The organism is Flagellimonas ulvae, from assembly GCF_049333175.1.
In the GTDB taxonomy this organism is placed as follows: Bacteria; Bacteroidota; Bacteroidia; order Flavobacteriales; family Flavobacteriaceae; genus Flagellimonas.
Genome location: NZ_CP186325.1, coordinates 1,188,788 through 1,213,834, shown reverse-complemented (window position 1 = coordinate 1,213,834; position 25,047 = coordinate 1,188,788). Strand labels below are relative to the sequence as shown.

The 25,047-nt window shown below is 38.4% G+C and carries 27 protein-coding genes; 12 read left to right on the top strand and 15 right to left on the bottom strand.

Annotated elements, in window-relative coordinates:
- Position 1: 1 nt before the first annotated feature.
- From ACOKFD_RS05550 to ACOKFD_RS05535, 4 genes are all read right to left on the bottom strand, one after another.
- Complete coding sequence (locus ACOKFD_RS05550) at positions 2 to 1,432, bottom strand: DUF3526 domain-containing protein (RefSeq protein ID WP_422860332.1); 1,431 nt, start codon at positions 1,430 to 1,432, stop codon at positions 2 to 4.
- Between the two features lie 2 nt (positions 1,433 to 1,434).
- Complete coding sequence (locus ACOKFD_RS05545) at positions 1,435 to 2,841, bottom strand: ABC transporter permease (RefSeq protein WP_422860331.1); 1,407 nt, start codon at positions 2,839 to 2,841, stop codon at positions 1,435 to 1,437.
- Positions 2,838 to 3,554 (bottom strand): ABC transporter ATP-binding protein, encoded by a 717-nt coding sequence (locus ACOKFD_RS05540; RefSeq protein WP_422860330.1) that lies wholly within the window; start codon positions 3,552 to 3,554, stop codon positions 2,838 to 2,840. Before ACOKFD_RS05540 ends, ACOKFD_RS05545 begins: the two co-directional genes overlap by 4 nt.
- A gap of 186 nt (positions 3,555 to 3,740) precedes the next feature.
- The gene (locus ACOKFD_RS05535) at positions 3,741 to 4,049 is read right to left on the bottom strand and encodes a hypothetical protein (RefSeq protein WP_422860329.1); all 309 of its coding nucleotides are present in this window, start codon (positions 4,047 to 4,049) and stop codon (positions 3,741 to 3,743) included.
- A gap of 207 nt (positions 4,050 to 4,256) precedes the next feature.
- Between ACOKFD_RS05535 and ACOKFD_RS05530 the strand changes: the two genes are divergently transcribed.
- Together ACOKFD_RS05530 and trxB are read left to right on the top strand one after the other, a co-directional pair.
- Positions 4,257 to 4,667, top strand: coding sequence for an EthD family reductase (locus ACOKFD_RS05530; protein ID WP_422860328.1), 411 nt, complete (start codon positions 4,257 to 4,259; stop codon positions 4,665 to 4,667).
- 599 nt (positions 4,668 to 5,266) lie between these two features.
- The gene (gene trxB, locus ACOKFD_RS05525) at positions 5,267 to 6,235 is read left to right on the top strand and encodes a thioredoxin-disulfide reductase (RefSeq protein WP_298999293.1); all 969 of its coding nucleotides are present in this window, start codon (positions 5,267 to 5,269) and stop codon (positions 6,233 to 6,235) included.
- Between the two features lie 72 nt (positions 6,236 to 6,307).
- On the opposite strand, the gene ACOKFD_RS05520 is transcribed toward trxB, so the two are convergent.
- The 6 genes from ACOKFD_RS05520 to ACOKFD_RS05495 all read right to left on the bottom strand — a co-directional run bounded on the left by ACOKFD_RS05520 (position 6,308) and on the right by ACOKFD_RS05495 (position 10,952).
- Complete coding sequence (locus ACOKFD_RS05520) at positions 6,308 to 6,754, bottom strand: hypothetical protein (protein WP_298999292.1); 447 nt, start codon at positions 6,752 to 6,754, stop codon at positions 6,308 to 6,310.
- A 196-nt stretch (positions 6,755 to 6,950) separates the two neighbouring features.
- Complete coding sequence (locus ACOKFD_RS05515) at positions 6,951 to 7,673, bottom strand: head GIN domain-containing protein (protein ID WP_298999291.1); 723 nt, start codon at positions 7,671 to 7,673, stop codon at positions 6,951 to 6,953.
- 86 nt (positions 7,674 to 7,759) lie between these two features.
- Positions 7,760 to 9,496, bottom strand: coding sequence for a PspC domain-containing protein (locus ACOKFD_RS05510; protein ID WP_422860327.1), 1,737 nt, complete (start codon positions 9,494 to 9,496; stop codon positions 7,760 to 7,762).
- 8 nt (positions 9,497 to 9,504) lie between these two features.
- Entirely contained in the window at positions 9,505 to 9,834 is a 330-nt protein-coding gene (locus tag ACOKFD_RS05505; protein WP_106145581.1) for a PadR family transcriptional regulator, read from the bottom strand.
- Positions 9,835 to 9,966: 132 nt separating this feature from the next.
- Positions 9,967 to 10,470 carry a nuclear transport factor 2 family protein gene (locus ACOKFD_RS05500; protein WP_422860326.1) on the bottom strand — a complete coding sequence of 168 codons (504 nt, stop codon included), beginning with the start codon at positions 10,468 to 10,470 and terminating at the stop codon, positions 9,967 to 9,969.
- Positions 10,470 to 10,952, bottom strand: coding sequence for a DUF4870 domain-containing protein (locus tag ACOKFD_RS05495; RefSeq protein WP_298999287.1), 483 nt, complete (start codon positions 10,950 to 10,952; stop codon positions 10,470 to 10,472). The genes ACOKFD_RS05500 and ACOKFD_RS05495 overlap by 1 nt, the downstream gene beginning before the upstream one ends.
- A 168-nt stretch (positions 10,953 to 11,120) precedes the next feature.
- Between ACOKFD_RS05495 and ACOKFD_RS05490 the strand changes: the two genes are divergently transcribed.
- From ACOKFD_RS05490 to ACOKFD_RS05455, 8 genes are all read left to right on the top strand, one after another.
- Positions 11,121 to 11,576 (top strand): DUF4442 domain-containing protein, encoded by a 456-nt coding sequence (locus tag ACOKFD_RS05490; protein WP_422860325.1) that lies wholly within the window; start codon positions 11,121 to 11,123, stop codon positions 11,574 to 11,576.
- A gap of 141 nt (positions 11,577 to 11,717) precedes the next feature.
- Positions 11,718 to 12,047, top strand: coding sequence for a YegP family protein (locus ACOKFD_RS05485; RefSeq protein ID WP_106145585.1), 330 nt, complete (start codon positions 11,718 to 11,720; stop codon positions 12,045 to 12,047).
- 136 nt (positions 12,048 to 12,183) lie between these two features.
- The gene (locus ACOKFD_RS05480) at positions 12,184 to 12,981 is read left to right on the top strand and encodes a TIGR00266 family protein (protein ID WP_422860324.1); all 798 of its coding nucleotides are present in this window, start codon (positions 12,184 to 12,186) and stop codon (positions 12,979 to 12,981) included.
- A 64-nt stretch (positions 12,982 to 13,045) separates the two neighbouring features.
- Positions 13,046 to 13,699 (top strand): DUF2461 domain-containing protein, encoded by a 654-nt coding sequence (locus ACOKFD_RS05475; protein WP_422860323.1) that lies wholly within the window; start codon positions 13,046 to 13,048, stop codon positions 13,697 to 13,699.
- Positions 13,700 to 13,728: 29 nt separating this feature from the next.
- Positions 13,729 to 14,343 carry a Crp/Fnr family transcriptional regulator gene (locus tag ACOKFD_RS05470; protein WP_422860322.1) on the top strand — a complete coding sequence of 205 codons (615 nt, stop codon included), beginning with the start codon at positions 13,729 to 13,731 and terminating at the stop codon, positions 14,341 to 14,343.
- Positions 14,344 to 14,397: 54 nt separating this feature from the next.
- On the top strand, positions 14,398 to 14,760 hold the full coding sequence (locus ACOKFD_RS05465) for a DUF4406 domain-containing protein (protein WP_298999281.1): 363 nt from the start codon (positions 14,398 to 14,400) through the stop codon (positions 14,758 to 14,760).
- Positions 14,753 to 15,331: an NUDIX domain-containing protein gene (locus ACOKFD_RS05460; RefSeq protein ID WP_422860321.1), complete on the top strand. Its 579-nt coding sequence runs from the start codon at positions 14,753 to 14,755 to the stop codon at positions 15,329 to 15,331. Before ACOKFD_RS05465 ends, ACOKFD_RS05460 begins: the two co-directional genes overlap by 8 nt.
- Positions 15,332 to 15,685: 354 nt before the next feature.
- Positions 15,686 to 16,213, top strand: coding sequence for a peptide-methionine (S)-S-oxide reductase (locus ACOKFD_RS05455; RefSeq protein WP_422860320.1), 528 nt, complete (start codon positions 15,686 to 15,688; stop codon positions 16,211 to 16,213).
- Here ACOKFD_RS05455 and ACOKFD_RS05450 read toward each other — a convergent pair.
- From ACOKFD_RS05450 to ACOKFD_RS05440, 3 genes are all read right to left on the bottom strand, one after another.
- Complete coding sequence (locus ACOKFD_RS05450; RefSeq protein ID WP_422860319.1) at positions 16,182 to 17,492, bottom strand: D-alanyl-D-alanine carboxypeptidase; 1,311 nt, start codon at positions 17,490 to 17,492, stop codon at positions 16,182 to 16,184. The two genes, ACOKFD_RS05455 and ACOKFD_RS05450, sit on opposite strands and share 32 nt — an antisense overlap.
- A gap of 334 nt (positions 17,493 to 17,826) precedes the next feature.
- Positions 17,827 to 18,768, bottom strand: a complete 942-nt coding sequence (locus ACOKFD_RS05445) for a LysR substrate-binding domain-containing protein (RefSeq protein WP_298999276.1) — start codon at positions 18,766 to 18,768, stop codon at positions 17,827 to 17,829.
- Between the two features lie 246 nt (positions 18,769 to 19,014).
- Positions 19,015 to 19,434 carry a DUF2141 domain-containing protein gene (locus ACOKFD_RS05440; protein WP_422860318.1) on the bottom strand — a complete coding sequence of 140 codons (420 nt, stop codon included), beginning with the start codon at positions 19,432 to 19,434 and terminating at the stop codon, positions 19,015 to 19,017.
- Between the two features lie 211 nt (positions 19,435 to 19,645).
- On the opposite strand from ACOKFD_RS05440, the gene ACOKFD_RS05435 reads away from it, so the two are divergent.
- Positions 19,646 to 21,808: a TonB-dependent receptor gene (locus tag ACOKFD_RS05435; RefSeq protein WP_422860317.1), complete on the top strand. Its 2,163-nt coding sequence runs from the start codon at positions 19,646 to 19,648 to the stop codon at positions 21,806 to 21,808.
- 10 nt (positions 21,809 to 21,818) lie between these two features.
- Here the strand turns inward: ACOKFD_RS05435 and ACOKFD_RS05430 are convergent, their stop codons facing one another.
- The gene (locus ACOKFD_RS05430) at positions 21,819 to 22,295 is read right to left on the bottom strand and encodes a GNAT family N-acetyltransferase (RefSeq protein WP_422860316.1); all 477 of its coding nucleotides are present in this window, start codon (positions 22,293 to 22,295) and stop codon (positions 21,819 to 21,821) included.
- 309 nt (positions 22,296 to 22,604) lie between these two features.
- On the opposite strand from ACOKFD_RS05430, the gene ACOKFD_RS05425 reads away from it, so the two are divergent.
- Complete coding sequence (locus ACOKFD_RS05425; RefSeq protein WP_422860315.1) at positions 22,605 to 24,350, top strand: PorP/SprF family type IX secretion system membrane protein; 1,746 nt, start codon at positions 22,605 to 22,607, stop codon at positions 24,348 to 24,350.
- A gap of 18 nt (positions 24,351 to 24,368) precedes the next feature.
- On the opposite strand, the gene ACOKFD_RS05420 is transcribed toward ACOKFD_RS05425, so the two are convergent.
- The gene (locus ACOKFD_RS05420) at positions 24,369 to 24,980 is read right to left on the bottom strand and encodes an FMN-binding negative transcriptional regulator (protein ID WP_422860314.1); all 612 of its coding nucleotides are present in this window, start codon (positions 24,978 to 24,980) and stop codon (positions 24,369 to 24,371) included.
- Between the last annotated feature and the right edge of the window lie 67 nt (positions 24,981 to 25,047).

Sequence of the window (25,047 nt, the reverse complement as noted above, 5' to 3'; positions counted from 1 at the left end):
ACTAGTTCGAAGCAAGTATCCCTGCCTTTTTTGTTTGGTTGGAAAACATAAAACCGACGGCAAAGAGTCCTATCGAGATTAAAAACAAAATTGGAATCACTCCAAAAGAGGCAAACGATTTTTGCTCGTATTGAAATTTAGGCAAATCAGCATAATCGTTTTGGGAAAAGTCTTGGTTGTTGTACAAGAACGGCAAAAAATGTTCTCTCCATATTCCAGCAAAAGCGATTACCTGCTTTCTAAAACTCTCATAATCTTGAGTAGACGTGCCAGCCATTTGGTTCAAAGATTCTTGAACAATTATGGAAGGTGAAACCCATTTGAAGGAAGCCACCCAACTTTGCTGTTTTTTTAGTTGGTCTTCATAGGCATTGATTAGCGGGGACAACTCTTCCTTTACCAGTTTTTGAGAGGCCATATACCGATGATAAAACCCACGGAATTGGGTAGAATCGTTTATGGCATATTCCGGATGGTCACGAAGGTAATTATCCAATATCTCATCTTGTTTTTTGGCAACTTCAGCCTTGAGCGTGCGTATTTCATTAATCATAATGGTGCGTGAAGGCATGGGATAAAGAGTATTCCCCAGTTGATTCAACATGGAAGGAATAAGAAGAACAAACACTACCCAAAGTCCTAATAGGACAACCGCATTTTTTGAAGAACTGCCAACCCAGAGGTTGACCAAAAATGTGAGCGCAAACCAAAAGAGCATATATGTAAGCACCAAGGCCAACAGCCCAAAAAACAAAGAAATCTGGGAAAAAGGATTAATACCCACCACGAAGAAAACAAGAGTTAAGGTAAAAATGACGAGCATGGAAAGCCAAAAAAACCGCAATCCCAGTTTTTGTAAAACCCAAGTCTGAATACCGATAGGTTGAGAGGCCAATAGACGAAGCGAACCACTTTCTCTTTCAGCCGAAAGTACATTGTACGAAAATGCGATGATCAGTAATGGCAACAAATAAATAATAACAAAAGCCAGATCAAAACTCCCAAAAAGCAATTGTACCGGGCTGGTCATTTCTGCAAAGTTGAGTGTGAAATCATCCCCGGATACTTTCGGTTTTACATAATGCGTAAACAAATCACCTTGTCCAGTAGCAATGAAAGTCATGGGCTGTGGGTCCATCGCGGCAACTCTTGGGTGATAGTTTCCAACAGCCATAGGTTGTGTCGGTATAGTCCATCGAGATGCACTTACCTGCATGCCACGTTCTACGGAATCCAGTAACTTCAACATCATCTCATCGTTTTCTTTCACTTCAAGATGAGCATCGGCTATATCTTTTTTGCGCTTTTCCACCTTTTGCAGGCCATTGTATGTTGAAAAACCGAAAAGCAAAAGAAGAACAATGCTTAGCAATTGTATCCATCGGCTGCGCAATAGCAGTTTTAATTCGTATTTGAAATTATATGATAACATGATTAGATTTTTTTTATTGAGATAGCTAGGAATCCAAATGATGCAGAAAGCCAAATACCCATAATCCATAGGTTGGAAGAGTTTCTTGAAAGAATGGCATTCAACTCTGGCGGGTCATATTCAAACTTGGGCAAGGTTTTCCAGAATTCGGCATCCGCCTGATATCTCCAATTGCCATACTCCGAATTTTGGGCAAAGTTATCGTTCAGGAACTTTTGGGTAGCAATACGATATTCTTCCGCAGCATCGGCAAAATCCCAGTGGGTAGCATAATCGGTATGTGCAATGGACATACTTAAAAACCGCGTGGGCAAATAGGGTGAAATGGCCGCCAAACTTCTATACACTTTGGATTGTTTCGTGTATTGGTCCTTTAGGTAGTTGTAGTGCTTAAAGTAGACTTCGGCTTCATGCTCTTCCCCTTTTTGCATACGATAGGCATCAAAATTGAAGGGCAATTGATGAAGACTGTCTACTCCATGTTTCTTTAAAACCTCTTGCTCAAGAAGTTTGGCCTCTTTGCTCCATGGATTATGACCATCCAATCCCTCCTTTTTATCTTTCAAAACGTTGGCAGCAAACTCTTGTCGCGTTGGGTAAGGATGCTTGCTCTCAGCAATGTTACTCGCCGCTTTAGGAGCCGCCAAACAGGTAACAATCCAAACACAAAGTGAAACCACCAAGGAGATACCGGATTTTTTGGTTAAGGCCGAAATGAGCAGTACCACATTGGTGAAAATCATGTAGTAGATTGTAAAAACAAGGAGCATCATAAAAAGTGAACCCCAGTTAAAAACCCCAAAGTCTTTTAAGCTGCTCAAAAGGATACCCGCAAACAAGAACAATACTAAGGAAATAGCGAATATGGGTAAGAAGAGAGCTGTCCATTTGCCCAACATCCATTTCCAATTGGAGATTCCCTGACTCTTCAAAAGGGTTAAAGTTCCCATCTCTCGTTCTTTGGTAAAGCTATTATAGCCTAATAAAACGATAAGTAGTGGTATAATGAACAAAAGGATAAAATCCGGAGTTAAGTCCCCAAACCGGGCGAGTCCCGTCTGGTCGGTGGCTGCACTGAACTGAGCCTCATTACGCTTATGTGCCTCAAGAAAAATGGAAGTTCCAGCATATTTGTCCACACCCTGATCTACCAAGGACAAAGGATACTTTGGTTTAAAGGCATAGGTGCCGTAATGTGCCGCGGAATGCGGATTCTTCTCACCCTGATTATCCCATAATCCACGTTCTGCTGCAGTAGCAGATTCATATTGTTCATTCACATTTTGATACTGCCTAGCGCTTATCCAAACCGCTATTCCCAGTAATAGAACAACAATAAAGAAGGCTATCCTAACACGGCCCTCTCTCATCAATTCCTTAGTTTCTTTTAGAAAAGTGTTGAAAATCATAATGCCAATTCTTTGTATTCCATGGTGTTGAGATAGGCCTTTTCCAACTCTTGAAGTGTGATATCTGCGGCCACCAATTCCTGTTTTAATTGACCATCTTTCATAATACCAATATGTGTCGCTACTTCTTTAGCTCGAAATAGGTCATGGGTAGCCATTAAGGTAGCGACTCCTTTGGTACGAAGTTTCTGTAACAATAAACCAAATTCGTTACTTGCCTTGGGGTCTAATCCAGAAGTGGGTTCATCCAAGAGAAGTACATTGGCGTCTTTTGCTAAAGCGATTGCAATACCCACTTTTTGACGCATCCCTTTTGAGAAATTTGAGATTCGTTTTTCGAAGGCCTCAGATTGTAATCCTGATTCTTCAAGAAAATCAGAAAGTTGTGATTTGGATAATTTTTTGCCTGCTATTCCAGAGAAATAGTCAAGATTCTCAATGGCCGTAAGGTTGGGATACAACATCAGGTTTTCAGGAATGTATGCCAAGAACCTTTTTGTTGCCTTTATATTTTCGTGCACGTTCAACTGATTGATAAAAGCACTACCGGAACTAGGTTCGATAAAACCCAGAAGTAAATTGATGGTAGTCGTTTTTCCTGCGCCATTGGCCCCTAGAAGGCAATAAATCTCACCTGATTTTATATTAAGGTTCAGTTTGTGAAGTGCGGTCTGTTCACCGTATTTTTTTGATAGGTCGTTAGTTATAATCATTGGTTTGCGATTAAATTGAAAAGGTATTTGGCAACATTTCACAACGCTATGCAAAGGCGTGAAAAGTAATATCTGTAAGTTCAAAACGAAAAGTTCCTTGTTCTCAGCCAAAAAAGTGACTCAATCTATTGTCCAATCTGGAATTAATTGATTAGAAGATCGGTCCTTTTGGTTATAGAATGTGAATTAGGAACTAAAAGAGGGGGGAGGCCTTGAAAATAAATCTGTTTTTGGAGAATCCAGAAAGACTCTGAAATCAATAGTAATGATTTTACTTTGATGCCAATCAAATATAAATTCCTTTGGAACGTAATCTATTGAAATGGTTAGACCATTGGCTTGTTGGGAAAATAGGGTGAGAAAACAAAGCTCACACTGATTGTGGTGTTCTTCAGCATCGTCGTGATGATGCTCGTAAACATGAAATGAAGTTGCCTTTATCAGCAGTAAACCAATAAAAGCCACTATGCTAATATGTTTAGTAACACCTTTCAAGTCTCACAAATCTAGAGGATTTGTACTGGGTTTGTATGTTAAGGATATTATAATTTTAGTGTTTCCAGTTCTAAATGAGCCTCAGGTCGTTCCATTTAAGTGTCCGCAACAAAAGCATGTCTATTGGAAAATATAAATTGCATTATTCATCGTACTTTGCTTAAACAATTTACGGGAAGTGTTTTCCAAATTTTAAAATTCTATAAAATGAAACTAAAAACAATTCTACTAGTTCTTTTTGCCGTTGTGATACTAACAGGTTTCCAACAAAATATGTCCACAAAAACTTCGGAAGTTAAAAAGGAGATGATCAAAGTGACCATTATGTACCCCAATGAAGAAGGAAAAACTTTTGATATGGAGTATTATTCTACAAAACACATGCCTTTGTTGGATAGTTTGTTTGGAGATGTTCTGAAAGCAATACATATTGATAAGGGAATTTCTGGAAGAACTCCAAATGATCCTCCACCTTACTTGGCCATCGGGTATCTATATTTTGATTCGGTTGAGGATTATGGAAATGCCTTCGGACCAAATGCGGAAAAAATTCTAAGTGACATTCCCAATTACACCAATATTCAACCTGTAGTACTTATTAGTGAAGTAATTCAGTAAAAGATAATTTAACTTCTTTCTTTTCTTATAGATTCCAATTGTTTATTACAAAACCCATTGTAACCAATTGGAAACGCCTTTATCCCGGTATTGAATATTCAATCGGGAAGTATAAAAGTATACTTGCCAAAAATGTATTGATCCAAAACAGCCATTCATAAATGGAGAAGTGCCATTTGTTAGTTCTTGCCATTTCTTGTTTCCATTGCGCAGTATGTTTACATCGTAATCAGCAATTACTCTAGTTCATCAAATCTTTGTCAGTAGTGTCAGCGGTAATATTTGAGCTCCAAATATGTGTTCTTTACCTAAATAACTGACCGATGAAGATTTACGTTACTCCAAGGGGTTTTGAGGTTGAGCTCCTTGGTTGTAACGGTTTTTTGAATCTAAGATATTTTGTGACTTAATCTACATTTTGTTTAAAAAAAGAGCTGTGCCCCAAAACAGCTCTTTTTTTACGCAAGACTTCCTTCTACTCTTTCATTCTAGAAAAATTCATATAATCCGTTTGTTAACAACAGGTTGAAAATGAAATGTAAGTTTTTGGGCAAAAAACCTACTTTTGTACTAACAACTTTTACTTTGAGAATTAGGTTATGTCAGAAAACATAGAAAGACTAAAAACATTGATAATAGGTTCGGGGCCAGCGGGCTATACGGCTGCAATTTATGCTGCCAGAGCCGATTTAAAACCTGTAATGTATACCGGTATGGAGCCAGGAGGGCAGTTGACTACTACAACTGAAGTGGATAATTTTCCCGGTTACCCTGAAGGAATAGATGGCCCTACCATGATGGTACAATTACAACAGCAAGCTGAAAGGTTTGGGACAGAGGTGCGTATAGGCATGGTAACCGCAGTTGATTTTAGCAATGAACCTGGAGGTATCCATCAAATTACCGTGGACAACTCAAAAGTAATTGAGGCAGAAACGGTTATTATTTCCACCGGAGCTTCTGCCAAGTATTTGAACATTCCCAGCGAGCAAAGACTTAGAGGTGGAGGGGTATCTGCCTGCGCCGTATGCGACGGTTTCTTTTATAAAGGCCAAGAGGTAGCTATAGTAGGTGGGGGAGATACCGCTGCTGAAGAGGCTTCTTATTTGGCCAATATCTGTAAAAAGGTTACCATGTTGGTTAGAAAAGACCATATGAGGGCTTCAAAAGCTATGCAGCATCGCGTGAATAGTTTGGAAAACATTGAAATCCGATATAACTCTGAAGTTGACGAGGTCATTGGAGATCAAGTGGTAGAGGGACTTCGAATTGTGAACAACCAGACCGGAACGAAAGAAGAAATTCCAATCACAGGTCTTTTCATTGCCATTGGGCATAAACCCAATACCGATATTTTTAAAGGGCAATTGGAAATGGACGATACAGGATATGTAATTACCGAAGGGAAATCTACAAAAACCAGTAAACCGGGTGTTTTTGCAAGCGGAGATGTTCAGGACAAAGAATATAGACAAGCTATAACCGCTGCAGGAACAGGCTGTATGGCCGCTCTTGATGCAGAACGTTATTTAGCTTTGGTTGATTCTAAAGAGGCGGTTGCTTCTTAAAACAAGTAGAATTGTAAATAAAAAAGGCACCTTAATGGTGCCTTTTTTGTTGCAGTTTTTTGATTGGTTTTTTCAGTCAATTCGCTTGTAGTTCTCAGATGATGTTCGGTTTCCTTCTTCATCCAGGGTAATTTGGCTAAATGTATTTTCTTTTAAAATCAGCTCGAAAGTAAAACTTCGCATAGTATCCAGAGCCTTCATCATATCGTTGTCTCCATATTCAATGGTTTCAATAAGCTCGTTTTCAGTAATTCGATACGAACCATACCCAAACCTTCCATTTGGGTCTTCAGGTACGTAGCGCGTCCACATGATTTTGCCTTTAGAGTACATTTTAACCTGACGATATCCGTCAGCTTTAGGAATGGTATCACTAATATTTTGATCATCGAAGCTATAAAAACTTTCTAATTCCCAAGTACCTTCAAGAGAGTGAACGGCTTCAGGCTTTGGAGATGCCCATTTTGTTGCGGAAACCAAAAATAGCATCAGCAGAACTAATCCTAGTATTTTCTTCATGGCAGCGTTTTAGATTTATTGGTGATATTTCACTAATAAGATACAATAAATTTTGTTATATGTTTAAAAAACAGCAAACTATATTGATAATATGAAAAAAAGCCCAGAGAATTTCTGGGCCTTTTGGCATGGTTTGGTTTGTTTGTTTGACTAACTCTTAAATTCCATGCTTGGGAAACTACGCTAAAAAGACTCTTTAATATTTGTGTACACTTCCTGACACAGATTTTTTCTTTTCAACACTGGCTTCACCGGTATAGGAAATATCTGCACCACTACTTGCATCTGCCACCAAAGACTCAGATACGTTTACAGAAATATCTGAACCGCTACTGGCCTCGGCGTTACAGTTTTTTACAGCCAAATCTCTTGCTCTAATGTCTGCACCACTACTAGCGTCAACATATAGCATATCAGCTTTTCCGGATAATTTGATATCTGCCCCACTGCTTGCATCTGCTTCAACCTCGGAAGCATTAAGTTCTACCTGAAGGTCTGAACCACTACTGGCATCCAGCTCCAATTTATCTGCTTGGATTACATTTTGTGCAATCAAGTCCGCTCCGCTGGAACTATGCAGTCCTTCAATTTCTGGAAGGGATACATATACTTTTTTTGTGGCTCTTCCAATATTCTCTGTGGTGTGGATTCGTAATTTACCATCTCTTATATCTGTGGCTATTAGGTCGATTATATTCTCGTCGGCCTCAATGGAAATGCTAAAATCTTTGTCTTGGGTTACAAATACATCGAGCCCCTCTGCTGCGGCTACTACCGTAAAGTCTTCGGAAACAGTTCGGCTTTCTTCCACAACTACTCCATTACCCTTTTTGCCGTTGCCAAAGTTGATGTCAAAGTTGCAGGATGAGGCCAAAAGGGCCATTAGTACTGCGATTGCGATTTTTGCTAGTGTTGTCATGATTGTTGTTTTAAATGATTGATCAAATTTGTTTAAATCTTTAGTTTTTATCTATTTGTTTTTACTGAGTTGTAGTAAAAATGGTTTCAATTGTCGTTTTTATCACCGGCTTTGATTTGTACACCATCTTCATCTATTTTCATCTTAAAGGAATCTGCACCGTCCTTGAGGTTGATGTCAACACCGTCCTCACCTATTATGATTTGCCCTCCTTCTTCCTCCTCGTCCTCTTCGTTGATTTCTCTTTCTGGGCAGTTCTGACATTTCAGCTCGCCATCTTCACCCATTACCCAGAGATAGTCTACAAGGTCGTTTCGGTAAAAATCCCGGTCTCTTTTTATCCCTCTTCCAATATGCCCTACTGTTGATTCGTCCAACAATACCACTTTTCCTTCAGGAATGTATATGGTAGTGGTGACCTCTTGGTCCCTTGCTTTGTTTGAGAGTTCAGTGGTAAGGTGGTCATCCAATACAATTTCTCCTTCATTCAGTGCATAAGAATAATTGATATTCTTTGCTCTTTCTCTAGCCTTAAGTGTACTGCTTCCGTGGGAATCTTTTCGCACGTTTATTTTGACACTGTTATCATCTGACTTTCGGATTTTAAAGCGAACATCATCAGAAATAAGAATGCGCTTATCGTTTTGGTCAAAGGCATAAGTCATTCGACCAAAGCTGACATCACCGCGGTCATAATACCCATCCGAATCGTTCATCCTAATGGTCAAGGTGTCCATAGGACTCTCCATAACCATTTCTTCGGTAATATTCACACTTCCTACATTGGCAAATTCCGCCGCTTGGCGCACACCCAAAGCAAATAAGGTTCCAATGGAAATTAACCAAAGTCCAAGTAAAGAGAACTTAGCAATGTTACCAATTGACTTTAGATTGGTAACCAAAATCTTTAGTCCCAGATACATAAGGAAAAAGAAGGGGATACCAATGGCCAAGAAAACCAAGAAGGATATCAACCATACGGGAGCACCTGTTGTACTCACTATTTCATAAAAGTCAATTCCCGGAACATTTACTGCGTCAAAAATACCTACCGTGAAAAGTGCTATGAACAATCCGATTAAGGTTGATGCGCCAATTATGATAAGTAGCACACCGATAAACTTGCCAAATACTTTGAACAAGAACAGGATAATGTCACCAATGGTGTCGAAAAAGGTCTTGGAGCCGCTTTTGACCTTGTTGCCTACTTGCTCGTAGTCAACGTTTTTTACTTTATCTGCAACATCATCAAACCCCTCTTTAACTTTGCGTTCTATATTGCTGATGTTGATGGGCTCCCCCGTCATGTCTAATTTTTGGGAGGTAGTGGCAGCTTCTGGGACCAATATCCATAATAATATGTAGGCTATTAATCCGAAACCGGTAAAAACGGCCAATAGGATAAAGATCAATCGTATCCAAAGTGCATCGATACCTAAATAATGTTCCAATCCTGAGGAAACACCTCCAATATATTTATGGTCAATGTCCCGATAAAGCTTTTTGGTTCTTCTAGTAGTTGATTCTTTTCTTTTAGGTTGGTCCTCAAAGATGTCTTCATCCACCATGTAGTCTTCTGGTTGACCCATTACAGCAATGACTGCGTCTACCTCTTTATGGGTAATTACCTGCCGTTCGTTCTCCATTTTTTCCAAGAAAAGCTCGGCAACCCTCGCCTCGATATCGGCAATGATTTCGTCGCTCCCCGCCGTTCCGGAAAAAGAACGTTTTATGGACTCCAGATAACGCCTCAACTTATTGTAAGCGTCATCGTCTATATGAAAGAGCGTGTTAGCTAAATTTATATTTACTGTTTTGTTCATTTTTGATGTTATTTTGTGTTGGTTACCAGATTTACTGCATTTCTTAGTTCATCCCAGGTACCGTTAAGTTCGTTTAAGAACAAGTGTCCCGTTTCCGTGAGTGCATAATACTTTCGAGGAGGCCCTGATGTGGACTCTTCCCAGCGATAATTGAGTAGACCTGCATTCTTAAGCCTTGTAAGTAAAGGATAAATAGTGCCTTCAACTACTAGCATCTTGGCATCCTTCAATGCTCCTAAAATCTCTGAAGCATATTTGTCATTATCCTTTAGTATAGAAAGAATACAGTACTCTAGAACCCCTTTTCGCATTTGCGCTTTTGTGTTTTCTATGTTCATATTGTCATGGTTCTATTTTGTTAACTGTTCGTTTTTTGATTGATGATTCAATTCGTTTTTGATTGATGATGATGATTTGATTGATGATTCGTTTTTTGATTGATGATTAAACTCCTTTTTTTGATTGATGTATTATTGTGATTGATGGTTATAACTTAGTTCCCGTTTTAGCTTCCAGTTACCCTCGTCAAGTATCCAGATATGGGTAAATTTTGCAATATCTCCCTTTTGATATTCCTTGTTTTCATTTAAGAATTCAAAACTATGCACTCCGTGCTGTATGGCCCCATATAATGTTCCGTTCTTGCGCAAAGGATAAACTTCAAGACTACCTTCCATTAAATATCGTTTGGCAGGTTGGGGGGCTTTATCTTTCCAATTGTCACAACCAGAAGCTATTGGTTGAATAAAAGCGTCTTTTCCATCGGTTATTCCAACTTTGTCATGATAAAATTCAAAGTCTTCTGCAAAAAGTGAATTCAAAACTTCAATTTCACACGTATTGAATGCCGCATTGAAGAGCAGGCTATCCTTTTTCTTCAAAGTTTGGTATAGCTCTGAACTTCTGGAAACCTGGGCAAACCCTACAAATACAAAAGTCATGAATACCGATACTATGAATCTTTTTTTAACCATTACTTGATGAATTTAATGGTTAAAGGATATTTGAAAGTCTGTCCTTCGTTGGTTCTAATTGTAGCCAAAATGGTGTACACCACATTTATGATTACTAAAGCGACATGAAATAAACCCGTAATACCTGCTGGCCAGAACAAACGTCCAAACCGGAAGTCGTCACTACTAATATGGATGTTTAGGTTGTTAAGGTCGCTAAGGCGATGAATACCCAAAAAGTTCCAATCGAATAAGTCAGGTAAAAAACCAATGAAAAATGGAATGGTAATCAGACTTACAACCACAGAATATAAAAACATACTGATTTGGAAGTTAAGTGCCTGTTTCCCATTGTAATCCACAAATTCATACTCTTTCTTATTTGCTGTCCATAAGATCAGTGGTAAAATAAAATTCCCGAAGGGGATAAAATACTTCGAAAAAGTCGAGGCATGTATGATGGCCGACAAATTTCTTTCATGTTTGGTTAATGTAGCTGCCATTTTTTGATTGATGATTTTAACTGTTATATGGGTTTACCCATTAGCTTACCATGCAAATATATATCCAAAAGATGGTACTATGCAAAACAAAGTACTATAAATTAACTTTTTATTAACATTTTAAACTAAGTTTTTTTTGCCTATTTTTAGCTTCTAATCAAATCAAATATGGCTGCTTCCCCTAGTAAATTCAACACATTCACTTTTTTTAAGCTCCCATCAGCCTGGTGGTGTGGAGTTCGTCTAAAATATATTGATGAGAAAAAAGCAGTGACCACTGTGAAGCATAAATGGGTCAATCAAAATCCTTTTAAAAGCATGTTTTGGGCAGTTCAGGGTATGGCGGCAGAGCTAAGTACCGGTGCTATGGTCATTGACCAGATTCAACAAAGTGGTCGCAAAATATCCATGTTGGTCCAGAACAACAATGCTCATTTTGGAAAGAAGGCCACAGGAAGAATCACCTTTACCTGTGAGGACGGACATTTAATTGCAGATGCCATTGCTAAAACTATTGAAACGGGCGAGGGACAGAAATTTTGGATGAAATCTGTTGGTGTCAATGAAGAAGGGCTTGAGGTTTCAACCTTTAATTTTGAGTGGACAATCCGGTTAAAAAAATAATATAGAATGTGACCTTTTCCTTGGAAGTGTGTCGAAAAAGTAAAATAAAATGGTGGGTTCCAGATAAGAAAGAATGAGAAACTCTAAATTTTTAGTAATTTCAACTTCAACTATACACTAATTAGAAATTAAATACCAAAAATGGGAAAATTCGAAATCAAAACAGGAAGCTCAGGTAAAACCATGTTCAATCTTAAAGCTGGCAATGGGCAGGTAATACTGACCAGTCAAAGCTACGAAAGCAAGGATGGATGTAAAAATGGTATTGAGTCTGTGAAAAAGAATTCTCAGGACGATGCACGTTTTGAGCGTAAAACGGCAAAAGATGGAAGCCCCTTCTTTACCCTTACAGCTACCAATGGACAAATCATTGGAAAGAGTGAAATGTACTCTTCTACAGACGCCATGGAAAATGGAATCGCTTCTGTAAAGAAAAATGCACCTGATGCTGATGTTGTGGACAATTCTTAAATCTTGTCTCAATTCACAAAAAGAAATAAAAACAGCCCTTAGGGCTGTTTTTTGTTTTTGGACTATTTTTTAAAAGGTTGTTTGTAACAAAATACAGGACCTGCTAACCAATATATTGAATCTTAAAAATCAAAAAATGAACGCACACGAAATAGACTATGAAATTTACGGGGAAGAAATGCAATACGTTGAGATTGAACTCGACCCACAGGAAGCTGTTGTGGCCGAGGCCGGAAGCTTTATGATGATGGACACCGATATTAAAATGGATACCATTTTCGGAGATGGTTCAGGTCAAGATTCGGGTGTGTTGGGCAAGTTGTTTTCTGCTGGTAAACGCCTGTTGACGGGTGAAAGTCTATTCATGACCGCTTTCTTAAATGTTGGGAGCGGCAAAAAACAAGTGAGTTTCGCTTCTCCATATCCAGGTAAAATAGTCCCAATTGATTTATCCGAAATAGGAGGGAAGTTCATTTGTCAAAAAGATGCTTTTTTATGTGCAGCTAAAGGTGTGTCTGTAGGAATTGAATTTTCCAAGCGATTGGGAAGAGGATTGTTTGGTGGAGAAGGCTTCATCATACAGAAGTTGGAAGGAGACGGTCTGGCTTTTGTGCATGCAGGAGGAACTCTGGCCAAGAAAGAATTGGCTCCTGGAGAAGTTTTGAAGGTAGATACGGGCTGTATCGTAGGTTTTGACCAAACTGTTGACTACGATATTGAGTTTGTTGGAGGCATTAAAAATACCGTGTTCGGAGGCGAAGGACTTTTCTTTGCTACACTAAGGGGTCCAGGAACAGTTTATATTCAATCCTTACCGTTTAGTAGATTGGCTGGAAGGGTGTTGGCAGCGATTCCTAGAGGCGGAAAAGATAAAGGAGAAGGTAGCATTCTAGGTGGATTGGGAGATATGGTAATGGGGGACAATCGGTTTTGATAATCGATAACAATTTATATTAGTTTCTGTAAGGTTTTGTAGAGCTCTTTTTTTATGTTCGTATATGAACTTCAAAGAGCTCTTCGATTTTTTACAACAGTTGCGACAAAACAATTCCAAAGATTGGATGGATGCCAATAGAAAATGGTATACATCGCTCCGCAAGGATTTTATTGTTTGGTTGGACGATTTGGATTATACCATGGCACAGTTGGATGACGGGTATTATCCAACTCCTGGGAAAAAAGGAATAAACCGAATCAACAACAACCTTATGTTTCACCCCAACAAGCCCATTTACAAAGACCACTTTGGTGCGGGGCTTGACAAGGCACCAAATTCAGCTGATTTTTATATTGAGGTAGGGGTAAAGCAATGTCTTTTGGCTGGTGGATTTTGGAGGCCAGACCCCAAAACCCTTAGAAGTATTCGCGAAGGGATTGATTATAATGGAGAGGTGTTACAGGCCATTTTGGATAAACCAAGTTTCAAGAAGCTTTTTGGAGAATTGTATGAGGACGAAAGGCTAAAAATGCCACCCAAAGGTTTTACAAAAGACCATCCACATATTGAGTTGCTAAAAAACAAGACTTTTGCCGTTGTCCATGAATTGGATAGTAAAGAAGTCGTTCAACCTAATTTCAAAAGGAAAATAAAAGAGGTCTACTTGGAAATGCTTCCTTTTCGTAGATATCTGAATCAGGCAGTCTTTTTGTAATTTTCAAAAAGTAGGATTGTCAACAGACCATGAATGATAATATCACGAAAAATTTACCGAGTAGCTCTTCAGGGGCTCTTCTGTTTTCCAATATCCGAAAACATGTAGACCTAAATGCGCATGAAGCAGAACTGGTTCAAGGTTTCTTCAAAACAACTTATTATCCTAAGAAAAGCGTGTTTCTGCATCAAGGGAATAAATGCAGAAAATTCTATTTTGTGGAACAAGGCAGCGTTCGAGGTTTCCATACCAATTTAGAAGGTAAAGAATCTACTATAATGTTTGCTGTTGAAGATTGGTGGATTACGGATATGGGAGCGTTTTTGAATGAGCAACCCGCTAATATTTCCATGGAAACCTTGGATGATTGCTTGCTTTTTGAAATTGATTCATCTGCAATGCAGAAGATGCTTGAAGTAGTGCCGAAATTGGAAAAGTACTATAGAATCTTATTCCAAAGAGCTTATGTGAGAGAGCAACAAAGAGCTTTGGATGCTATTTCATCCACATTGGAAAAACGATATTTGGGTTTTCTAGAGAAATATCCCAAAATCGTTAAAAAGGTCATCCAAAAACAGATTGCTTCCTATTTAGGGGTAACTCCAGAATTTTTGAGCACGGTTAAAAATAGAATGCCCTCTTAAACTATCTTAAGCTTTTACCGGGAACAAATTTGTTTCTTTGAAAAAACGAAAGCCATGATGCTAATTATGATTGCCGGTCCTTACAGGAGTGGAACGGGAAATGACCCGAAGTTGATACAGCAAAACATGGAGAGACTAGAAGCCATGGCGCTACCCATCTTTCGTAAAGGACATGTACCCATGATTGGAGAATGGGTTGCCAATCCATTGATAAGACTTGCAGGGTCAAAAGAAATCGGTGATGCCGTTTTTAAAGAATTGCAATATCCAACAGCACATAGGTTGCTTACAAAATGTGATGCCATTCTTCGAATTGAGGGTACTTCTAGGGGAGCTGACCAAGATGTTGAACTGGCAAAAGAATTGGGTCTGAAGGTGTATTATGACTTGGACGAAATACCTGAAGCCAATGGGTAAAGTTAGAAATATTCGCAAAGAACTGCTTTCTGACAATTGGTATTCTTTGCATAAAGTGACTTTTGAATACCAAAGAGAAGATGGTGAGTGGGAAACCCAAATTCGGGAGGCGTACGATAGAGGCAATGGCGCCGTAATACTTCTTTATAATACCAAAAAAGAGACTGTGGTGCTCACCCGTCAATTTCGAATGCCCACCTACCTAAATGGAAATACTGATGGAATGATGATTGAAGCCTGTGCGGGAATTCTTGAGAAGGGCAATGCCGAAGAAACCATCAAAATGGAGGTTGAAGAAGAAACGGGGTACCGGATTGAGAATGTTCAAAAAGTATTTGAATCGTACATGTCGCCAGGTTCCGTAACGGAAATTCTATACTTTTTTATAGGAGAATATGAAGACCATATGAAAGTGGGTGAAGGTGGCGGAGCAGAAGGCGAAACTGAAAATATAGAAGTGCTTGAACTGAGTTTTGCTAAAGCATGGCAAATGGTTGTTTCAGGAAAAATTAAAGATGCAAAGACCATTATGCTACTTCAATACGCCAAGCTGAACGGATTTTTCCCTTGATTCAAGAGTCAATTTCCAAAATGTAAAGTTTAAATAGTATCATTTTTTTATAACAATAGTATCACGTAATAAAAACAAATAGTTTTTAAACGTTTGATATATAAGTATATAGGGTAAGACTCATCTTTTCTATTTTCTATCTCTATAAATCAAGCTGTAAGCTGGTTAACCTCTCATCGAACAAAATTTATGTAGAAGGTATTATCATGAGTTTGATGATACGTTTACAGATACCTAAACTCAAGGTATCGTTGCGATTTAGTTGTCGTGCTTTTAAGTTGTTTTGTTTGAAGGAACCGGGATTTTTTCCGGTTCCTTCTTTTTAATGGATATCTTGGTATAAGTATTACGGAAATGGGTATTGCAAAAATAGGATTGGGTGGTGGTTGTCATTGGTGTACCGAAGCTGTTTTTTCATCTTTGAAAGATGTGATTCAGGTTGAACAAGGATTTATTGGTTCCAAAGAAAAACCGCCGTTCTCGGAAGCGGTTCTCGTACATTACGATAAGACCAAAATCTCACTTAAAGACCTTATTGAGATTCATCTATATACGCATAAGAGCTCTTCCAACCATTCCATGCGAAACAAATACCGATCAGCGATTTATACTTTCAACGCTGAAGATTTTAAAAAATCAAATGATATACTTGAGGGTTTTAAAAAGGAATTCACCAATGATTTGATTACGCAAGTGCTACATTTTGAATCCTTCAAACCTTCCGAAGAACAATTTCAAGACTATTACTATACCGATTCTGAAAAACCTTTCTGTACCACTTACATCGTTCCTAAATTATCCTTTTTGATGAAGAAGTATGTAAAACTGACCAATATTGAAAAAGTAAAAACTAGTATCGTTCCCAAAGCGACATCAGAATAAGTTCAATTTCTTCTCTGACTTTTGAACTAGGCACCCTAAAATGGTTGTTCATACTACTAAAAATAAGTGTCTTTCCAGATTTGGTTTTAAGGTAGCCACTTAAGTTGTATGTGTTTCCCATCCCTCCAGATTTGGCAAAAACATATCTTGGTTTCTGTGAGTCCTTCCATGTTTCAATGGTTCCGTCCTTATTCCAAGAAGGGAAAAGTGCAAATAGTTCTCCGTTCGGTATTTCGTGATACATTTTATTTAGCACATGGACTATGGATTCGGGAGTGAATAGATTATAACGAGACAAACCAGAACCATCTACCCATCTGGGCTGGTTTTTCAAATCACTGAGCTCATTTTCCAAAACATGGTCAATTACTTTTTTAGTGTTTAAGGTGTCCGATAAGGTCGATGAACACATTAAAAGGAGTTGTTCCGCCAAAAAATTGTCACTAACGTACATCATTCTCTTGGCAATGGAATCCGTTTCTATTCCCATTAAAACTTGTTCTTCACCATTTGGAAACCGCTTTGTGAGTGAAACCTCTTGCGCTAAAACATGCTTGAACAATTTTTTGGTGAAGAAAGCCGAGGTTTTGAATGGTATGCTAAGGGTGTCTGTATTGTTTGGGCTTACGTAAAAGATGTTGGAAACTTCATCTCTACCAAAAGTATTGTTTTCAACATAGACGCTATCGCTCAAAATACTTGGAAATATTCGTTTCTCAGGTTCTGGATATATGGTAACTACATTACCATAAAGAGGAAACTCATTGATTTCTGATGAAAAATAGGTGTCATAATCTTCCCATGCCCAGCCTGGACCAAATCTGGGTATCCCACGCTCAGGTACAGACAAGGAGATGTTCTGCTGTTTTTTCAAGAAAGAAACTCCCGTACTATCTTCAAAATAGGGATGTAGTGAAGCAGGATACCCCGTTCCTTTGATATAAGTAGTGTCATTTTTGTAAACATATTTCAGTACTGGTGCTTTTTTTGACAATATCTTTTTTGTAGCAAACAAGGTAAATATCTTCACATTGCTTGCAGGGATAAAATACCGGTCTCCATTTGCGTTATGTATCACTTTTCCGGTAGCGGCATCCATAACCACCAACCCGTGAAATGAAGTTTTAAAGGGCTCTTTTGAAGAAACGGATAAAGATTTCGACAAACGGGAAGAAGAACATCCTGTCAAAAATAAAATGGAACAAAAAGCGCTGACAAACAGTGTTTTACATGCCTTAGTGTAATGTGATGACTCCAACTTTTGTTTAATGTTTAACACGAATTTATTCAATTTTTAACTGTGTTGGTTTCCCAAAAAGTGGCTTTTTTCTTAATTTTAGCAAACAACCATTTAATCATATAAGTGAATTTGTATGCCCAGAGCTATGTTAGATTACACCAAAACAGTCCTGCAAAAGGTAAGTTTTGATGCGAAACTCTTTGCAAAAGAATTGAAAAAAGCGGTTTCTAGGCTTTTGCCTAATGAAATTGAAGAATTAAAAATCTGGTTACAGTATTTTATAATGGATAAACCAGAATTACAATCCACATTACTACTTATAAAGCATAATTGAGAAGAGCCGCTAAAGCGGCTCTTTTTTTGATTTCTTTTTTTACGCGCTTGCTAGCGGACTAATTATTTTCACATCCTGAAAACGAATGGCCCCTCGTACGATACCGGAAATTACATCCCGTAAAGCCTCTGTTATTTGGATTTTCAGCTCGCTTTTATGGTAGATTAAACTAATTTCGCGGGCCGGGTTGGGCTTGTCAAATTGTTTAAGTTTATTCTTTTTTGAAGAATCTAGTTCTAAAGTGTTTAGGTAGGGTAGTAGCGTCATTCCCATGCCTTCTTCAGCCAGACTCACTAAAGTTTCAAAGCTGCCACTTTCAATCTGGAATCGTTCATCCTTCAGATTTTTAGGGGTTTTGCACAGGTTGATGACACCATCCCTGAAGCAATGTCCGTCTTGTAATAACAGGATATCAGAAACATCTAAATCTTCTGTGGTAAGCGATGATTTCTTGGAAAGTCTATGATTCTCAGGAACGTAGCCTACAAAAGGTTCGTAATATAAGGGACGTTCCTTTATAAACTCAATTTCAAGTGGAGTGGCCGCTATTGCTGCATCCAAGTGGCCATCCAAAATATTCCGAATCAACGTATTTGTGGATTGTTCCTTGATGATCAGATTTACTTTTGGGTATTTTTTAATGAAAGTATTAAGGAACATGGGAAGCAAGGTGGGCATGACTGTTGGAATAATACCCAGGGTATAATCGCCTCCTATAAAACCTTTATCCTGGTCCACAATATCTTTAATGCGCTCTGCTTCTGCGACAATATTCTTGGCCTGATCTATTATTTTTTGACCCACATCTGTTACGGAAATAGGTTTTTTACTGCGGTCAAAGATGAGAATGTCCAACTCATCCTCAAGTTTTTGTACCTGCATACTCAGTGTAGGTTGTGTTACAAAACTCTTTTCTGCAGCCAAGGTGAAGTTTCTATATTCAGCTACAGCCAGAACGTATTGTAATTGGGTAATAGTCATGTATTATAAATTTTAAAGATAAAAATACAAATAACTATTGATTATACTTATGGTTAAACAAGAAAATGATAAAAAGGAAATTCATTTAATTCCAATACCCATAAAACCGTATTTCTACCTAAATAGTTTGCTCTTATTTAAAGTTATTCAGAATGAAACATGCCAAAGTTGGTAACCGTCCTAAAACACAAAAAAGGTATGTTAAAGACATACCTTTTTTAAAGAAACAATTCTTAAATGAGAATCCTAAAATCGGATGTTCAGTTCTAAATCTTCCTGTGTCACATCAAATTTTGCATCTATAAAACTAGGCGGACCTAGGGTCATTTCATTACCGGACATTCCATAGCTCTCTTTTGGCATACCGTTTTCGTAAAAGTCCATACTTCGGTTTTCATTTTCATCATGCAGTGCCATGATGGCGTAGGTGCCGGGAGCTACATTTTTGAAAGTAAACGATACTTTGCCATCCTCAATACTACTATCCAGATTTTGGATTCCGGGTCCTTTCATAAAAGTATCCTCAGTATGAAGGGTGGCGATGACTTTTCCGTTGTTATTGACAACATTGTCAATGGTTACGGTAATATCGATTCCTTCGGTTTCTTGGGCTAATCCAATAAAATGTACAAGTAAAAATGCAAGTGCTAATGCTAAAGATTTCATGATATGTTTTTTTTGGTGTTAATGATGCTCCAAAGATTGGTAGATTATGAAAGAGTACAAACCAATGGTAACCGAGTTGTAGTTTTTGGTGACTGAATCGTAATTAAAAAAAGAGCATGCAATTCAGTATGGCTTTTTCACAGTTGGGTCAGTTGAATTGTAAAAGAAAGAAGGGCTATTTCAAATTTGCTTCATCAAATAATGGACAGCCATGAAAAACCTTTTTTTATTCTTTATTTTAATATGTACCGTAAATGCGATAATCGGACAGAACATAATCTCCGGAACAGTTACAGACACTAAACAGAATCCTATTATTGGGGCCAATGTATATTTAGAAGGCACCTATGATGGAGCCTCCACCACAGAAAGTGGAACTTTCAGTTTTGAGACTTTGGAAGAAGGAACCCAAACCTTGGTAGTTTCTATGCTTTCTTATGAAGCTCATTATGAAGTGGGAGATGTATCCTATCTGAACGGACTTGAAATTGAACTCCGTGAAGCCGTCAACTCCCTAACCGGTGTTACTTTGACTGCTGGTACCTTTGAGGCAGGTGACAATTCAAAAGTTTCTGCTTTAAAACCGCTTGATATTGTAACCACTGCTGGGGCCGTTGGTGATTTTGTAGCAGCTTTGCAGACTTTACCGGGTACTACATCGGTCAACGAAGATGGTCGTCTTTTTGTAAGAGGAGGTGATGCCAATGAGACTCAAGTATTTATTGATGGACTGCGCGTTTTTCAACCTTTCAATGCCACCGCAAACAACATCCCTACACGTGGGCGATTTTCTCCTTTTCTCTTTAAAGGGATTACCTTCAGTACCGGAGGATATTCTGCGGAGTACGGACAAGCACTTTCAAGTGTACTTCTTTTAAATACCACAGATCTACCCGATCAAGATAAAACGGATATTTCCATTATGTCTGTAGGAGGTGGCATAGGACATACCAAAATCTGGGGAAACACCTCCTTAAGCGTCAACACTTCTTACATCAATCTATCTCCTTATGAAGCATTGATACCTTCTACCCAAGGTATTCGCTGGAACAGCCCCTATGAATCCGTCTCGGGCGAAGCTGTATTTAGGAGCATAGGGGACAAAAGCACTTTTAAAATGTATACGGGTTTCAATAGGGCTAATCTGGATATAGAACAAGAAGATATCAACTTTGAAGATTTTGTTCGCTTTCAACTAACCAACAGTAATCTGTATTTCAATACCTCCTACAGGCATTTTTTTGAGAATGATTGGACACTGACTTCCGGTGCCGCAATATCAAGGGATGGAAATGATATAGAGTTTGAAGAAAACAATGTGGATGCCAGGGAAACAGCATCCCATGTTAAGCTCAAACTAAGAAAAGGTTTTAGCAATCGGTTCAATATCAGTTTTGGTGCGGAGTACTTTCTAAAGGATTATGATGAAACCTTTTTGGACAACACGGGTTTTGAAGCTGAGAATAATTTCAACGATAATCTCTGGGCTGGTTTTGCCGAAGCAGATATATTCTTTAGCAATGCCTTTGCCATGAAACTAGGTTTGCGGGGGGAGCGAAGCAGTAGTATTGATTCTTATACCTTGGCGCCAAGGGTATCTTTGGCTTATAAGACTGGGGAAAAAGGACAATTTTCATTAGCCTATGGAGACTTTTATCAGAATCCTTTGAATGAAGTATTACGGTTCAATCCAGATTTGAACAGCGAAAAAACATCACATTACATCTTAAATTATCAGTATTTGAATGAAGGTAGGACCTTTAGGGCAGAAGCATATTATAAGGATTATGATGGTTTAGTGAAGTTTGATACAGAACAACCCATGTTCAATTCAGAATTTTCAAATGAAGGTTTAGGATATGCAACAGGCTTGGATGTGTTCTGGAGGGATAACAAAAGCATCAATAATTTGGACTATTGGATTTCTTACTCTTATCTAGATACGGAAAGAAATTATAGGAATTTTAGGGACAGGGCCACACCGAATTTTGCCCCTAGACATAATTTGTCCGTCGTAACTAAGTATTGGGTAGATGATTTGCGCTCACAGATTGGACTTTCCTATGTTTTTAATTCGGGAAGACCCTATGATAATCCGAATACTGAAGCATTTTTGGCTGAAAAGACCCGTTCTTTTAATAATCTAAACTTCAGCTGGTCCTATCTGATTGACCAACAGAAGATTTTGTTTATATCCGTAAACAACATTCTAGGCTTTGAAAACATTAATAACTATCAATATGCCAACACACCAAATGTAGATGGTATTTTTGATAGAAGGGCAGTAACTCCCGCCGCGGATAGTTTCTTTTTTGTAGGGTTCTTTTGGACGATTAGCGCAGACGGAAAGAGCAATCAATTAGACAACTTGTAAAAATCAAGTTTTAGTCAATAGTATAAACCATTTGGATGTCGCAACGTTCGTAAGGAGAAACAAAACCTTCGATTTCAACAAAACCCAATTTTCTATAGAGTTTAATGGCCGGGGCCAGTATGGTATTACTTTCAAGGTAAACGGTTGAAGCGCTTAAGCTTTGAGCCTTTTCCAAAATATGTTTGCCCAAAAGAAATCCAATGCCCTGGCCTTGTTCCGATGGTGAAACTCCCATTTTGGCCAATTCAAAATCATAAATGGAATCCTTCATTTTGATAAGGGCACATACGCCTACTACTTCTTCTCCTTTTAAGGCCACAGCGATATATCCGCCATTGTCCAAAATATATTCTTTGGGGTGGTCCAAAGCTTGATAATCCATTTTTTCCATCTTGAAGTACTGTGAAATCCAAGCTTCGTTCAGTTCTTTAAAATCGGAGGCATATTTCATTTCAAAAGGAGCAATTTGAATATGGTTGGAGGACATCAAAAGAGGTTTTGTTTTGATTTTAAGTATCAAAATAAAAGCTTAATCAACAAAAAACCAGCTTTTTACACTACAATTCTTAACAGAAATCAACGTTTATTAATAGTGTAGGAGGTATTTAACTCCTGCAAAGTGTTAATTAAATGCGTTTCAACGATAAAATTGGTTTTTTACCGAAAAAATAAATAACATTACAATAAAGTTAATAGAAAATCTCTTACAAGAAGTCCCAAACTTACTGATGAGAAAACCACATTACGACATACCTGTTTCCCCAGGTCCTCTTAACCTACACAAAAAAGAAAGGCTATGGTTAAAAAACTACTCACCCCCACACCTCATATACATAGATTACTTTTATATGGATTGATACTCTCGTTTTTTCCAGGTATTGAAACCAATTCCTTCGCACAGGAATCGAATCCATATGTAAGCTACGATGTACCTTTTCAGAATCTGTTGAAATTCAATCGGTTTTTAATTAACCCGACCTTTTCCACGGTTCGGGAAGACAAAACCTATGTGAACCTGTTTCATAGAAGTCAGGGCGCGGACTTTAACGATAACCGTCAGAATTACTTTTTGAGTTATAGCGGACGCGTTAACGATAATATTGGCTTAGGTGTAAGTTTATACAATCAACAAGAAGGTGTAATTACCAATCTGGGGGTAATGGCCAATTATGCCCATGGCATTCAATTAGGGCAGAAGAGCAATCTTAGTTTTGGAGTCAATATTCCATATTACGTAAGTAGTTTTGATGCAGATAGGGCAGTTGCATTAGAGGATGACCCAGTGCTTACCGATGCTTCTGAAAGTGCCATAATATCGTTCCAGCCTGGATTGAATCTTTCCCTTGGAAAATTTGATTTTGGTGTTTTTGCCCAAAACCTTCTAGATTACGATATACGTACCGGAGAGTCTTTATCTGGCTTCAATGAAAAAACCTTTTCAGGACACATTCAATTTGCACACGAATTCCAAAATGGAGCGGGAATTTTTGAAGATGGTCGCTTGTTGCCTTTGGCTAGAGCACGCTTTGAAGGTTCGCAAGACCCTATTTTTGGAGGAGGATTGATATTAGACCTTCCCAAATTGGGATGGCTACAAGGTGGGTATGACCAGTTTTACGGTGTTTCTGCTGGAACAGGGTTCAATCTTAACCGAAGATTGTCCTTTGGATATAATTTTGAGAAAAACATTAATGATAATCTGAGTAATCTTGGTATTACCCATGAGGTTTCCATTGCTTTCTCTTTCATTCCTACAAAATCGGATGCTTTGGCCTCCAATGAAGAACAAACCCAAAAAGTGGTGGAGGGTACTTTTGTTGGGGACGAAAAGACCAAGAAAAAGTCACCTAAGAACAAGTTGAAGGCAAACACCAAATTGCGCCCAAGCAATAAAGAAGACCTGGCCTACTGGGAAGAGCAGGTGAAGAAGTTGCAAGAACAACAGGAAGACAACTATGCGGTAATAAGCGAATTGATATTCAGATTGGATTCTTTGGAAGAAAATAGGCAAAAGGAATTCGAAAAACGATTTGAATTGGTCATGCGCATGGTAAAACAGCAGACCGGGGATGAGAATTCCAAGATTGAGGAAGCTGCAAAAAAATTGTATTCGGCCAAACGAACGGATTTAGATTCCCTTAAAAAAGAGTATTCAAATACTGAGTTGGCAGAAAACAAAGAGACCAAAAAAGAAGTAAAGGGTACATTTAACGGAGGAGCTTTTAAACCTATTGAAAAGTACATCAACTTAGATGGAGTAGGGCAAGGTCATTATATAGTGGCCAACGTCTTCAAGAATGAAGCGTATCTTAAACGTTTTATGCAAAAGCTAAAGGACCAAGGTCTAACAGCCAACTATTTTAAAAACCCAGAAAATGGACTCAATTACGTGTATCTAGCCAAATACCAAGAGAATGAAGGTGCCTATGAAGCATATCGTTCTAAAATGGATGGTAAGTACACAGATGAGATTTGGATTATGCATGTGGATAACCCAAGGTATTCCAACTGGGCCAAAAGTCAGTGGTTGGATAATGAGTAGCAAATAATAAAAGGAGGATTAGGATTCTGCTCTTTTCATTGTCTTGGCAATGAGTTGGCTTCCCGCATCTTTTCGTTCTGCTAGTTCCTTAATAATTCTATCATGGTCCTCTCCACGGGTCTGGGATAGTTTATAGGCCGCTTGAATCTCTTCAATTTGTATGGTAAACCCAACAACACCTTTTACTTGTTTTAGTGTATTTGGGGACATGTTGTGGAGGGAAATGGGGTTTTCCGAATCCTTTTCATATTTATCGACCAATTTGTAGAGAAAATCCATGGTTTCTTCCTCGCTCAATACCTTAAGCGTACCGTAGATATGTACTGCAACGTAGTTCCAAGTAGGAACTTCTTCCTCCTGATACCAAGAGGACGATACATAGGCATGTGGGCCGTTAAATATACAAAGCACCTTTGTGTCAGAATTAAAACCGCGCCACTGTGGATTGGCTTTGGCAATGTGCCCAACAAGAATATCTTTTCCTTCAGAATCCATGTCAAGTTCAAGGGGAGTATGGGTAGCCCAAGGTTTGCCATCCAGCTGATTTACTAAAATACCAAAACTGTTCTGGGCAATAAACTCCTTGATTTCACCAATATTTTCATTTTTATAGTAGTGCGGTATATACATGAATCTTATACAGTTTAAATCTTGTGCTGTGAAATATACATAAAGGCTTCGTAACAATTCATACGTA

Excerpts from the sequence above, each read along its gene's own strand:
- ACOKFD_RS05550 (WP_422860332.1), bottom strand. The coding sequence starts at position 1,432 with ATGTTATCATATAATTTCAAATACGAATTAAAACTGCTATTGCGCAGC.
- ACOKFD_RS05545 (WP_422860331.1), bottom strand. The coding sequence starts at position 2,841 with ATGATTTTCAACACTTTTCTAAAAGAAACTAAGGAATTGATGAGAGAG.
- ACOKFD_RS05540 (WP_422860330.1), bottom strand. The coding sequence starts at position 3,554 with ATGATTATAACTAACGACCTATCAAAAAAATACGGTGAACAGACCGCA.
- ACOKFD_RS05530 (WP_422860328.1), top strand. The coding sequence starts at position 4,257 with ATGAAACTAAAAACAATTCTACTAGTTCTTTTTGCCGTTGTGATACTA.
- trxB (WP_298999293.1), top strand. The coding sequence starts at position 5,267 with ATGTCAGAAAACATAGAAAGACTAAAAACATTGATAATAGGTTCGGGG.
- ACOKFD_RS05520 (WP_298999292.1), bottom strand. The coding sequence starts at position 6,754 with ATGAAGAAAATACTAGGATTAGTTCTGCTGATGCTATTTTTGGTTTCC.
- ACOKFD_RS05515 (WP_298999291.1), bottom strand. The coding sequence starts at position 7,673 with ATGACAACACTAGCAAAAATCGCAATCGCAGTACTAATGGCCCTTTTG.
- ACOKFD_RS05510 (WP_422860327.1), bottom strand. The coding sequence starts at position 9,496 with ATGAACAAAACAGTAAATATAAATTTAGCTAACACGCTCTTTCATATA.
- ACOKFD_RS05505 (WP_106145581.1), bottom strand. The coding sequence starts at position 9,834 with ATGAACATAGAAAACACAAAAGCGCAAATGCGAAAAGGGGTTCTAGAG.
- ACOKFD_RS05500 (WP_422860326.1), bottom strand. The coding sequence starts at position 10,470 with ATGGTTAAAAAAAGATTCATAGTATCGGTATTCATGACTTTTGTATTT.
- ACOKFD_RS05495 (WP_298999287.1), bottom strand. The coding sequence starts at position 10,952 with ATGGCAGCTACATTAACCAAACATGAAAGAAATTTGTCGGCCATCATA.
- ACOKFD_RS05490 (WP_422860325.1), top strand. The coding sequence starts at position 11,121 with ATGGCTGCTTCCCCTAGTAAATTCAACACATTCACTTTTTTTAAGCTC.
- ACOKFD_RS05485 (WP_106145585.1), top strand. The coding sequence starts at position 11,718 with ATGGGAAAATTCGAAATCAAAACAGGAAGCTCAGGTAAAACCATGTTC.
- ACOKFD_RS05480 (WP_422860324.1), top strand. The coding sequence starts at position 12,184 with ATGAACGCACACGAAATAGACTATGAAATTTACGGGGAAGAAATGCAA.
- ACOKFD_RS05475 (WP_422860323.1), top strand. The coding sequence starts at position 13,046 with ATGAACTTCAAAGAGCTCTTCGATTTTTTACAACAGTTGCGACAAAAC.
- ACOKFD_RS05470 (WP_422860322.1), top strand. The coding sequence starts at position 13,729 with ATGAATGATAATATCACGAAAAATTTACCGAGTAGCTCTTCAGGGGCT.
- ACOKFD_RS05465 (WP_298999281.1), top strand. The coding sequence starts at position 14,398 with ATGATGCTAATTATGATTGCCGGTCCTTACAGGAGTGGAACGGGAAAT.
- ACOKFD_RS05460 (WP_422860321.1), top strand. The coding sequence starts at position 14,753 with ATGGGTAAAGTTAGAAATATTCGCAAAGAACTGCTTTCTGACAATTGG.
- ACOKFD_RS05455 (WP_422860320.1), top strand. The coding sequence starts at position 15,686 with ATGGGTATTGCAAAAATAGGATTGGGTGGTGGTTGTCATTGGTGTACC.
- ACOKFD_RS05445 (WP_298999276.1), bottom strand. The coding sequence starts at position 18,768 with ATGACTATTACCCAATTACAATACGTTCTGGCTGTAGCTGAATATAGA.
- ACOKFD_RS05440 (WP_422860318.1), bottom strand. The coding sequence starts at position 19,434 with ATGAAATCTTTAGCATTAGCACTTGCATTTTTACTTGTACATTTTATT.
- ACOKFD_RS05435 (WP_422860317.1), top strand. The coding sequence starts at position 19,646 with ATGAAAAACCTTTTTTTATTCTTTATTTTAATATGTACCGTAAATGCG.
- ACOKFD_RS05430 (WP_422860316.1), bottom strand. The coding sequence starts at position 22,295 with ATGTCCTCCAACCATATTCAAATTGCTCCTTTTGAAATGAAATATGCC.
- ACOKFD_RS05425 (WP_422860315.1), top strand. The coding sequence starts at position 22,605 with ATGGTTAAAAAACTACTCACCCCCACACCTCATATACATAGATTACTT.
- ACOKFD_RS05420 (WP_422860314.1), bottom strand. The coding sequence starts at position 24,980 with ATGTATATACCGCACTACTATAAAAATGAAAATATTGGTGAAATCAAG.